The sequence below is a fragment of the Actinobacillus minor NM305 genome (assembly GCF_000175195.1).
In the GTDB taxonomy this organism is placed as follows: domain Bacteria; phylum Pseudomonadota; class Gammaproteobacteria; order Enterobacterales; family Pasteurellaceae; genus Haemophilus_A; species Haemophilus_A minor.
In genome coordinates this window covers 1-11,798 of sequence record NZ_ACQL01000041.1, presented here as the reverse complement: position 1 = coordinate 11,798, position 11,798 = coordinate 1, and the positions used below count along the sequence as shown (strand labels likewise).

The window sequence follows — 11,798 nt, the reverse complement described above, 5'->3', positions numbered from 1 at the left end:
GGGGGGGGGGGATGTCAAGCTGAGCGGTAAGATTTTTTACAGAATCAGCTGATAAAACCAGCTTAAACACAACAATTTCCAAGCGTTTTTAATTCAAGGTTTAATCAATCCCTTGCACTTTTTTCATAAAAATAAACAACAAAAAAATAACTCCTTAATTATTAAGGAGTTATTTCAATAGCCGAATATAGGATATCCACAGACTAGCTGTTTCCCTGTCCTTAATTCAGAAATTACGGGGAGAAAGCCTCTCCTTCAGAAAGTTTTTTCAATGTTATCTCCAACTGAGCAAATTTTTCAGTGTATTTTTCAACCACTTTATACTCAAAAGGTTGCCCTGATACGGGCTCAATAACATTTAAGCTTTCACTCTTTAAAATAGCAGTGAGAAAACCACGGTTGTTTCGACTTCTATTTTGAAATAAAGCATCAAAAACTTGAGATCTGAAATGACTATGATTTAAGGTACTCAAAAGTTGATATATCGCTGACAATTCAATCCATTCTTTAGAATACAATCCTGAATTATCATTATCAGCAATAGCTAAAACAAAATTACCTGTTGGAATATGTTGCCCTACTATGAAATGAATATAATCCTTAGCCACATATTTCAATTTCAAGGCTGTTCCTTCTAACAGAATACGGTAATTTTGATCAATCATGGATTGGGTCATAGTTGTTCTCCACTAAATTAAATAACACTGAATGGTTACTTACTAAATCTTTATGAAAGACAAGAAAGATCCCACTACCACCATCCTCTACAATACCTAAACTAACATAGTAATCAGTATCCAATTTTTCAGTATATTCAGGATATGCCAATAAATAGCGTACTGATGACTGCATAATCTCAGGTATGAGAGAGCAAAATGCGTCCTGATGTTTATCAAGTAACAATAGTAAAGGCTTCACATCTCTATCTAAAATAATCATCGTTGATGATTGCCAATAACAGGAATAAAGTTCATCACTTTCATTCCCACCAAATAGAGATAGGTCAGCTTTCAAGCCTTGAAAAACATAATCGAACAGTACCTTATAAAATGGATGGTACTTAGCAAGGTTTTCTAGGCTTTGCCATTGAGTAATGATGTGCATAATAGTTTCCTTTTAAGCTTTGAGAAGTGAGCTAATGCCCCGTCCTGTTTCTCTTTGTCGGTTTTCGGTCAGTTTGGCATAACGCTGAGAACTTTGTATGGAGGCATGAGCTAGTTGGGCTTTAACGTCATAAAGATTAAATTTGCCCGATGAGATAAGAAGTGTTGCAACGGAATGGCGAGCAGTATGAAAACAAATACCATCAATATCCGTTATACCTGCTTTTTTAAGTAATTGCTTTAATGCAAAACGAGGAGCAGAAATAGGTTTCACACTCCCTTTACGGGCAAAAATATAGGGATTACCAACATCACGCTCTAACCTATTTAACCAATACATGGCTTCATCCGATAAATAAATTTCTCTCGGTTTACCATTTTTTGTATTCGGCACATAGAGAATTTGAGCATTCACATCAAGGTATTCCCATTTCGCCTGTTGTAACTCGTTCCGCCTAGCTCCTGTTAATAGAAGCAATGCTATTAGACTACCTGCATATTTATTCGGGTAAAATTCAGCGTGATACAATAACGCTTTCATTTCCTCTAAAGAAAAATAACGACTCCGCTGATTATTTTCCTTTAATAGAGGCACTTTTAATGCCACATTTTCCGAAATATACTCTAAACGATAAGCAAAATTACCCATCGTTTTTAGTAATGCAATCGTACGATTACAGGTAGCAGGCGAAAATGCTCTTGGATAATGATTTCCCGATATCATATCGGACTGAATTTGATAGATTTGTAAGGCTTTTAAATCACTATAGATGACTTTACCAATGTAAGGCTCTATATATAATCTAAAACGGGATTCATCTTTATCCCAAGAACGTTTACGCTGTTTTGCATAAGGTAAATAAACACTCCAGAAAAAGGCAGATACAGTCATTGGCTGGAAAGCCAATACACGTTCAGACTCCGATTGAGAATTCATATCACCCGTAGCATTATTTGATTGCAGTTGTTCTTTAGGATTTACACCGCAACACAGTAACTCCCTGTACTGTCTTACTATGTTGCGGACTTCACTGACCGAAATATCAGGAAATTTTCCAAGAGCAATACTGCATTTTTTATTTTTAAAGGTATACCTAAAAAGAAAGCGTTTACTCCCACTACGACCTACAAGGCACTTTAAGCCTTTAGATTCAGTATCAGAAACCTCAAGTTCCGTTGAAGTCGTAGAAAGATTTTGGGGTAATGCTTTAATACTTTGAGCAGTAAATTTGAAAGGCTTTATCTTAGGATTAGATAAAGGATGAGATTTAGTCATAAATACTCCTATTTTTAATGATGTAAATCATCATAAATAAAATATATTTATGAAAAGATGGTAGGTTCGGTTTTATAACCACTTAATGATAACTAGAAGAAAAGTGTAAATATCTAACCATATTATCCCCAATAAGAAAATTACACCTAACTAATAAAGCTAGGTGTAATAAGGTTTTCTTAGTAAGTAAGATTACGAAAATAACAAGTTTATGTTACAAAAAAACGTTGGGCTTCAAAATTTGGGGCAATTTCTAAAAGCACTGACAATAATTTTTCTGTATTTGGCGTCCTTGCTACAGATTTTTCTTGTATTTTAGCACTAGCTCTTGCGGCATTTTTTATGTCCACTTCGCTCACAGTGTAGCCTTTTTCCGTTAAAAACTTAGATAAACGTTTATAAGTCATATCGACTCGCCCACCATGAACACCTTTAGCAAAACACCTTAGAAATTGTCTTAGTAAAACTTTATCTGCTCCAAAAGTTTTCGAAACATTAACTCGCTTCCCCTTAGCTGACACCTTAGCACTAGAAAACTCAATCCAATGATGAAAATCACATATCTTTTTTAATGTATGATGTATTTTCCATTCATCAAATATTGCTCGATAATGATAGAAAGATTGAACATCCTTCCACGGTTTAGTTTGGATAAATAATCTCTCATCGTTATTGATAATCAAAGAATTTGCAACTGAGAAATGCCTTTTCATATCGAATTCGAGATTGAGCTTAATGTCGCTACGGATTTTGATCAAATCCCTTTGACTAATAAAGCTCTCTCTAGTGCTAATCATCGTGCTTCGACTAACTTTTTGATTGGCTTCTCTGTTAAAATACAACTCAGCGATATAACTATTTTCGACTTGTCGCCTTTCTGCAGAAGATTGCCCAAACTGTCGTAAACTATCGGGAACTTGTACACTGGCTTTAGCCAATATTAAAGGATATTCACCATCGGCTTCCACGGTAAACTGACCTCGATTTTTCATACAACATAACTGTTTTACTTGGTGCTTCAACTCCAAAACAGGTCTATTTTCATCGCTTGTCAATTCCTTAACTAATGAGGAAAAACGTTGAACAACAGATAATGAACTAAGATCGAACTCACTTAAATGAGCATTTGTAATAAATCCGTCAGTCGTAACACTCACTGCCACTTTATCAGGTGGAATGGCTGATAATAATTGACTTACCACCGCTCGTACAAAGCCTGTAACATAGCTAGCATAAAAAGCATTCGTTATTTTAGAACGTGGGACAAGCTTATTTAAGCCTTTTGCTACATCAAAAGTCTTTTTACCTTTTAGCCCTTGTGCCAATTTACCATAGAGAGAATTCCCGATTTCTTTCCACAACTTTTCTGATATTTCAGCAATCATATTATTGGGACTTTCTTTCGATATACACATCTCCCGTTTTTTCCTAATAAATTTAACAAAACTGGAAAAAGGTGTTTTGTCTGTGGTTTCCCACGGAATAACAAACCCTTCTAAAATAACTATCTCACAACCTAAACCCAATGCGACTTCAATTTCAGGAGCTGTACAGTAAGAAATTCCAGATAATGGATAGATTAAGCCATTTTCAGTTTTTACAGGTAAACAGGGATAACGAGTATCTTCAGGAAATCTGAATTCTACCCTAGCCAATCCCAATGTATGCCCTTTAAAATCATTCACATTCGTTGTTTGAAAATATCCATCATAATTTAGAGGATGAATATTGATTAAAGCAGTGGTATAGGCACTCGGCAAATCATAATCATACCAAGTTTCTATTGGGGTATAACCACAACAAAAAGCCTCATTACGTCCACCGTGATAGCACTCAATAGCAAAGCGTTCTAATGTTAAAGCCCCTCCAGATAAACTTTTAATTTTCATTCGCTTATACTTACCAGTATTGGTATTAAAAGTAAGCTTTGACTCTTCACTCATACCTAAAAAACTAGAGGATTTGATGCCTTGTATCTTTAATTCGTCAAGAAATTGACTTACACCGATAGAAGCAAGGGTTACAGGTAAATAAGCTCTATTAAACTCACTTTCTGTAAAATCAAGTAATTTCATCGCATATAGAAAGACGATTTCAGCATCCCGTAGTGCATAAGCTTCAAATCCTTGCTTATCCTCTTTCAGGTATTCCTCCATTCGCTCAATACTATAAGGCTCTGGAATACTGAGTTTTTCTAATCCAACAATTTCCCCTAGTGTAGCTAATCCCTGCTGGGCTGGCGTTAATAATTGTGTATCAATAAAACGAATACTTATTTGCTTCATATTGTTGTTATTATCACTTAGATTTACTAATTCTTTGTGATGGCTCTTACCCAATAACTCATCAACATCAACGCCATAAGTATCTGTAATAGAAGCTAATGTTTTACGAATTCCTTGAACAATCGTCTTTTCCTGAAAAAAATCAAGAAAACTACTTAAGTCAGCTCTGAGGAAATGAGCAACCACATAAACCGTTTTGGGAAATTGAGTAATTACATTTTTTTGTAAGGCATCTAGAATTACCTTTCTTAAAAAGCTTTTTAATCGTAGCCGTATCTCTTCGCCATTTTTTCTTCTTCGGGTGTAAATAATCCCCTTAATTGGTGAATGTTGATTATCTCTAGTTGCCGCAACATATTGATAAGATAGAATAATATTACGTTTGCCATCCTCGGCTAACTGATATTCGCTATCTAAAGCAATAATAAAAGGTTGTTTACCTTCATCTTCATTTTCCTCATCACCCACATTGTGCGAAAAATGGTCTAAAACATTAGGAAGTATATCGAGCAAAGGATTATCACTTAGAGAGATATCCCCTCTAAGGGGGATATCTTTTTTTAAAGATGAAACATTATTCGGTAACATGCTCATCTCCTTCATTTAGTTCATCAACATCATCTGAATCATCAAGCTCAGAGGGGAAACCAAATAATTTAGAGGTTAATTCCACAATATCATCTTTACTTGAACTCTCACTGACAGGCAACCAGAAAACATTATGTCCTCGAGAGTTGGTGATGAATACCCCTGACTCCCTTGTAAGTCGGCTTCCAACACTCGTTTTCCTAATGAGACCATGTCCTTTTAACTCAATAAATTGAGAGCTCCTTTTTAACGGCTTACAAATTTCTGTAAGCAATTGCTGTTGCTCTACATCGTTCTTGTCAGATATATCAATCGTCATCAATGCCTTACGAGTATCATCATTTGAAATAACGATATAGTAGTCTGGAATTAAGCTAATAGAATTGATCAATCTATGAGAAATAAACCCATTTTCAGTGCATAAATAGCTTGAATCTTTAAAGACTTTTTCTCTAAGAATCTTAATCGCACGCAAATAAGATGCTTCCTTCGCAAACGTAAAAACGACTTTTTCGCTCTTTTGTTTGTAATTTTTAATAGAGATTGAGTATTTTTCATGGGAAAAATAAACCAGATTTTGGTTACTATAAGTAAAAATTGCCCCTTCAGGTAAAGCAACAACATTATTTTTCATAAAAATCTCCTTTGGTATTAAGTTTTTGGATATTCTCAAATTCAATCACGTCAACTAAAGCATAACGGTAACGACCTGCTAGCTTTACTGATTTTGGTAATAAATGAGGTTTAACAACCGCATATTTATTGATTGTAGAAAGGCTGACTCGCCAACGATGGGCGAGCTCTAATCGAGTAAGATATTGCATATCCACTCCTTAATTGAATAATATTGCATATACATTCCTTAATTGAATAATAGAGCCGTATTTAATCGTTGTTGCAATACTTGTGGACGATAATGAGCATAACGTCGTGTTGTATTCAACGAACGATGGTTTAACGCTTGTGCTACAAGCTGAAGATTGTCCGTCTTTTCAAGTAATAAAGAACCGAAAGAACGTCTTAAATCATGAATCCTAAATCCCTCTAATTGCATTTCGCCCATTAAAGCTTTAAATAGCCCTTTAGGTGGGGAAATATGTCCTGTAACAGTACGATCAGATGGGAATAGATAATGGGATAATGGATTAGCTTTCATACAACAAATAAGTACATCATAGACTTTATCTGTTATTGGAAGATGATGACTAGAACCATTTTTAGTATGAGTAAGTGTAATACTCTTATCGGCAAAATCGATAACATCAGAAGTTAAGCTTATAACTTCACCGATACGCATACCTGTTAGTAAAGAAAGGGCAAGAGCTAACGCACTTTTAGTATTACGTTTTTGACATAATGTTAAAAACTGCTTACATTGCGCTTCATTTAACACTTTTTTACGTATATTACACTCTGGATATTGCTTAATATATTCGGCTGGAGACTTATTAAGTAATCCATTTTCCACCGCCAAACGGAAAAATTTCCTATAAATAGCAATAATACGATTAGTTGTAGCACTTGATAGTTTTTCATGTAGCCGATGAAAATATCGGCTCAACTCTTGATGAGAAAAAGAAAGTAAGGTTCTTTCTGAATATGGTTTTAGCAAATACAGCCTACATTTTGAAAGCTCTGATATATAATTTCTCTGATGTGCTTGCACACTCACGATATAAACTTCATCAAAAAATTGCCCTACTGTCATCTTTCTCTTGTGGACATAGCTATTCGCTTCAATTTGACTCAATCGCTCTAAAACGAGAGATTTTGCATCCGCAATTTTCAACTGTGGATATGACCCCAGCTTTTCACGTATATCTCTGTAATGAAAACAGCCTTTGAAATACCATGTCATTTTCGTTTTATAACGATAGAGTCGAAGATGTGGAATAGACTCATCCTTAACTTCATACACATCCGACTCAGGGATAGGCAATGAAGCTAAATTTTTTGCAGTAAAAGATCGCTTTAATACCTTCAATGAACACTCCTTATTGTTAAAGAACAAGATGTCAGATATCTGTATCTAACATTACCTACAGCTATCTACTGAATGATATTTTATAGAGTGCCATAAAAAAAACTTGATACTTACGCGGGGATGCAAAATGCAACGTCAGTGAAATGTGAACATAGATGTTGTATGAGAAGGGCATAAAAAAAGATATTGATAAAAAAAATCAATATCTCTTTAAAAAATTCTTTTTTTAAGAATCATTATTGGACATTAAACTGTCTGTATACTTTTCTATGAAAAGTTTTTTTTCACGGCAATACGCCTCTTCAGAAAATTCCTTTTCCTCATAAGCACGAGATAAATTAGTAATTAACTCCGGTTTTATTCCCAAAAGAGTCGGTTCCTCATTCAATCTAGCAATTAAATTATCTAACTCCTTGATATGACAATAGACGAATAAACTATAAACATCAATTACATCATAGCTAAACCAACTCTTGGTTTTATTAAAAAAAGTATTATTGATTGTGGTATAAAATGGATGAGTTGATGTTAGCCGTTCATTCCCTTTAAAAAACTTTTCTATACAACAAGTATCCTCATTTCTAGCTAAAAGAAGCATATCACAAGGAAAATTCTCCCTTAAAAGGGTTGCAACTTCATGACGTTTCCTATCATAAATCGGAATTTGTAAATAATAGTTCCAAGACTTAACCAACATTTTATAAATAATTATATAAAAATCGTTGTATCCACTAAAACGCGGTGAACTATTTTTCCCTCTCAATAAACCATCAGAAAGATCAATATACCTAAATGAGTCTATTATTTTTCGTATATCCACCTTCTCCGTAGTATTCAAAGCGATTTCAGGAATAGGAGCCAACGAGGTAGCCAAAACTCGACCACCATATAAGTAACGGATAAAAAATTGACTTAAGGTTTCTTTATTCTTAATATGATTCATTTCCCTCTGCATTTTTTCAATAAAAACTAAAAAAGGATATAAAACAGCATAACTAGAGTTAGCTCCCACAGCCAAATTGAAATCCCGTTTCATCCCCTTTCCCTTAAGCTTTAGGGTAAAATCCTTACCAAATCTCTTGAAATACGCAAAATCTCGGTCATCCACAGTATGACCATTTACAGCATTAAATTTTATTCTATCCAGCATGCTGAAATAACTTTTCCAATTATCGAAAAAATTTTTATTCATCTGATACAAGCAATAAAAAACTGATGAATACAACAAAGTGCTACTGATAATAGAATTTTTTAAATCATAAATTTCTTTCAAGGTTTGAATGTAATCATCAACAAACTGTTCAACTGCCTTTGTATACGCAAAAATTTCATCTCGCTGACACAAAATGTCATAAAGAAAAGAGAGAGGATCATCAGTCTCAGGTAAACTCAAATCAATATCAACGGTTGGCAAAGGTAAGTCTGATAAATGTTCAAAAATATCAAGGATTTTTATACTTTCTAATTGATTACAAATATCGTCAGTCGCCTTTTTTTTACAAAATAAATTTAATTTATGTGCAACATCGTACAGATACGCCGACAAAAAATATCTATCACTTAAATAAGATGAGAAACCCAAGACATTAGAAGAAAGTATACATGTAGAAATGTTCATTTCATTGAAAGATCGCATTTTTCCATCACTTCCAACAAAACAAGCTCTTAAGCCGTCTTTTTGATGGGCATATGTCTTAATAGCCTGAAAGTGAACCTTTCCAGCTTTTAGCTTACGTCCATAAATATATTTAGCTATCAACTCTATATCATTAGGAGGCTGTACAAGCTCCTTAATTTTTCTTGCCTCTAGCATAGAATAACTCCTTATATTTAGTGTAAATTTAGATTATACATTACCCCAAACACAAAACTACACTTTAAACATAACACATTGTTTTATATGATAAAAATTCATATAACACTTACGAATTAAAAGCGTCTTTCAATTTTAATAAAAAGTAAAAAGTAGAAAAAGTAAGACAAGTAAGATACAAGAAATAAAAGCATGCAGTTAATAACTAATAGGATAATGTATCAGACTAATTCTGACAGGATTTTGACAGGAATAAAAAGAGGATATAAAAAAAGCACCTTATGGTGCTATCAATTTAAGCCTAACTTAATGATTACAAAGGCTTATTTATCATTTTACTAAAATTTAGATATAAAAAAATCGGTTATATCAAGGTCTTTTAAATCCCTTGCGTCTACCGATTCCGCCACTCGGGCATCAATATAATATTGAATTTTTGCTTGATACTTAGCAGCACCAAACAACGAGATATATGATATTTGTTCTGATAGAATTCTGCAAGAACTTTTTTAATCACACTACATTGATTGAATAAATCTTATCTATAAAGGTTATAATTTACACAGCTCCATAAAAAATAACCCCTTAACTGTATAAGGGGTTATAGGAATCTAAGATAAAAGAAGCTCTCTTTATTTCGGATAGAATTGGATATCACTCTCTTTAACGCTAAAGTGATACATAACATTTTTACCCGAAAATTTTTTATCAATTAAAGTAAAATGTTTCATATCAATATGTCCATCAACTTTACTAGACATCTTTATATACTTTAACAGTTGAGATTTAGCTCTCAAAAAAGACAATCGATTATCCTGTACCTGCCCTTTACTCTCAAAAACTACCTTAATATGGTAAATATTACCTGTAGCCTCTTTTTCTAGTCTAATATTAGATGTATTCGAATATAGACTATTACTAGAGACTAGTAATATTAGCCCTAATAAACTAGAAATTATCGTAGTTTTTAGCTTTTCGAATTTCACGAACATTATCATTACTGTCATTACCAGAACCTAGATTTGACATTCCTTGATTATTTGTATCTTGAGTGCTATCCGTACGCAACACTTTATTTAATTGATCTGCCCCAGCAGCAGTTTTAGGACTAACGCCAACCATAACAGTTACAATCTTTTCAGCTTTATTAACATCTGTTTTTAATACGATAACTCCTTTTAAGAGTGCATCGGCTGTATTTTGTATTCTTTCCACTTGTGATGTAATCGTCTCACGAGTAGCACTCATTTGATTATTCGTATTTTTTGTAATTTCATTGACAATTTCCTCTATTGTCTCTTCTGTATTCACTCGCTCATTTAAGTATTTTGTGAGATTCGCTTTAGCTCTTAACGTCGCTTTTTGAGTCGCTAACCTAATATCTTTACTATCACCAAACACTAGATCAGCTTGACCTACTGCTCTAAGACGTAATATATTACCATTTTCATCAAATTCAGCATTTGCACCTATGTTGGGTTCTTCTATTTCCATAACATTAGATGTAGTCTGGCTGATGTTGGTTGGTTGTGGTTGTTCTGCAAAAGATACCGTAGGTAATAATGCAAGATTTAACGCACTTAAAGCAAAAATAATTTTTTTCATTTAATAACTCCTATTAATCAAATTTTTATTGAATCCCTGCATGAGAAAAGATCAAATCAAGTCCTTTAATTTCAGAAATAATTTCTTTTTTAATCGGAAAGATTAGGTTGATCTTGGCTTTTCCTGATGCAAATTGACAAATAATGTTACCCTCACACTTTGGTAATAAAAGCTGTGGGTTGAATGGCTTATCATTCTGGTATCTCACTTCAAGTTTTACATTTTTATTTATAACATCTCTTGAAGTTTTAAAGAAATAGCTATCTAATTCATTTTCATCTTGATCTAATAATGTCAATAAAATACCCGTTTTATGTGAACCGCTTAAATTATTGCCATAATACTTAGATAACTCAGTAATCCATTTATAGTTATCAATATACTGCTTATTTAGCAATTCTATATCAGCTTGGTAATATATAATGCTTTTAGATAAATTAAGTTCAACCACTTTCGTTGCTTTTGTATTATTCACTAAAGACTGCTTTAATAGACGTTTAAAAATTTGGAGGAACTCTTTATTTGGAGTAGCAGTAATAGGAAGAGATACCGTTGCATATTCTTCACTACTATCCGCATCTAAAATTCTTAGCTTCCCATCAATAGCTAAGTCAACTAACACTTTATCGCCATTTTGTAGAGGCTTTAACAACGTTTCTTCAAAGACTTCTTGAAAATCTTGTTTAGTTTCTTTATTTGCATTTAACTTTGCTAAATCAGCAAACAATTCATCATTCTGAATATCTTTTACTCTTACTTTTTGTGAGTCTTTCAAAGCTTTTAATAAAACTTGACTTTCGATATCAACAGCGACTTCTACTCGATACTCATCAGAGTTAATTTTCTTTTGAGAAATCACATCAACTTTTTTAACGTAAGCATTAGAATGACTAACAAGGAACTGATTAAAGTCATCATTATTCAGTTCTTCTTTAGCTGATACAAATTCCCCCACACTTTCTTTAATAGCATTACTCACAGCAACTCGTCTAGCCATCTCAGGCGTATCACCTTCACCAACAGCTTCAAAAACTTTTCCAAAAGTTAACGGGCTAACACTTAAAAGCATTAAATAAATTAAGGATTTCTTAAACATAAATAACTTCTGTATAAAAATAAATCTGATAAAAAAATGATTCAAATT

At 33.4% G+C, this 11,798-nt stretch carries 10 protein-coding genes; all 10 read right to left on the bottom strand.

Annotated elements, in window-relative coordinates; genetic code table 11:
• Positions 1 to 233: 233 nt before the first annotated feature.
• Complete coding sequence (locus tag AM305_RS01455; protein WP_005822459.1) at positions 234 to 677, bottom strand: hypothetical protein; 444 nt, start codon at positions 675 to 677, stop codon at positions 234 to 236.
• A complete protein-coding gene (locus AM305_RS01450) occupies positions 658 to 1,104 on the bottom strand; it encodes a hypothetical protein (RefSeq protein ID WP_005822457.1) in 447 nt (148 codons plus the stop codon). Before AM305_RS01450 ends, AM305_RS01455 begins: the two co-directional genes overlap by 20 nt.
• A gap of 12 nt (positions 1,105 to 1,116) precedes the next feature.
• Positions 1,117 to 2,379 (bottom strand): site-specific integrase, encoded by a 1,263-nt coding sequence (locus tag AM305_RS01445; RefSeq protein ID WP_005822455.1) that lies wholly within the window; start codon positions 2,377 to 2,379, stop codon positions 1,117 to 1,119.
• A 209-nt stretch (positions 2,380 to 2,588) separates the two neighbouring features.
• Entirely contained in the window at positions 2,589 to 5,252 is a 2,664-nt protein-coding gene (locus AM305_RS01440; RefSeq protein WP_005822452.1) for a DNA polymerase, read from the bottom strand.
• Positions 5,239 to 5,886, bottom strand: a complete 648-nt coding sequence (locus AM305_RS01435; RefSeq protein WP_005822451.1) for a hypothetical protein — start codon at positions 5,884 to 5,886, stop codon at positions 5,239 to 5,241. The genes AM305_RS01440 and AM305_RS01435 overlap by 14 nt, the downstream gene beginning before the upstream one ends.
• A complete protein-coding gene (locus AM305_RS01430) occupies positions 5,876 to 6,076 on the bottom strand; it encodes a hypothetical protein (RefSeq protein WP_005822449.1) in 201 nt (66 codons plus the stop codon). Before AM305_RS01430 ends, AM305_RS01435 begins: the two co-directional genes overlap by 11 nt.
• Positions 6,077 to 6,114: 38 nt before the next feature.
• On the bottom strand, positions 6,115 to 7,236 hold the full coding sequence (locus tag AM305_RS01425; RefSeq protein WP_005822447.1) for a tyrosine-type recombinase/integrase: 1,122 nt from the start codon (positions 7,234 to 7,236) through the stop codon (positions 6,115 to 6,117).
• A gap of 226 nt (positions 7,237 to 7,462) precedes the next feature.
• Positions 7,463 to 9,049, bottom strand: coding sequence for a hypothetical protein (locus AM305_RS01420; RefSeq protein WP_005822445.1), 1,587 nt, complete (start codon positions 9,047 to 9,049; stop codon positions 7,463 to 7,465).
• Positions 9,050 to 9,997: 948 nt separating this feature from the next.
• A complete protein-coding gene (locus tag AM305_RS01410) occupies positions 9,998 to 10,654 on the bottom strand; it encodes a hypothetical protein (protein ID WP_005822442.1) in 657 nt (218 codons plus the stop codon).
• Between the two features lie 25 nt (positions 10,655 to 10,679).
• Positions 10,680 to 11,798, bottom strand: a 1,119-nt coding sequence (locus AM305_RS01405) for a hypothetical protein (protein WP_237698361.1), incomplete at its 5' end; no start/stop codon positions are given.

Coding starts and splice junctions, on each gene's coding strand:
- AM305_RS01410 (WP_005822442.1), bottom strand. CDS start 10,654: ATGAAAAAAATTATTTTTGCTTTAAGTGCGTTAAATCTTGCATTATTA.
- AM305_RS01450 (WP_005822457.1), bottom strand. CDS start 1,104: ATGCACATCATTACTCAATGGCAAAGCCTAGAAAACCTTGCTAAGTAC.
- AM305_RS01420 (WP_005822445.1), bottom strand. CDS start 9,049: ATGCTAGAGGCAAGAAAAATTAAGGAGCTTGTACAGCCTCCTAATGAT.
- AM305_RS01445 (WP_005822455.1), bottom strand. CDS start 2,379: ATGACTAAATCTCATCCTTTATCTAATCCTAAGATAAAGCCTTTCAAA.
- AM305_RS01435 (WP_005822451.1), bottom strand. CDS start 5,886: ATGAAAAATAATGTTGTTGCTTTACCTGAAGGGGCAATTTTTACTTAT.
- AM305_RS01430 (WP_005822449.1), bottom strand. CDS start 6,076: ATGCAATATCTTACTCGATTAGAGCTCGCCCATCGTTGGCGAGTCAGC.
- AM305_RS01455 (WP_005822459.1), bottom strand. CDS start 677: ATGACCCAATCCATGATTGATCAAAATTACCGTATTCTGTTAGAAGGA.
- AM305_RS01440 (WP_005822452.1), bottom strand. CDS start 5,252: ATGTTACCGAATAATGTTTCATCTTTAAAAAAAGATATCCCCCTTAGA.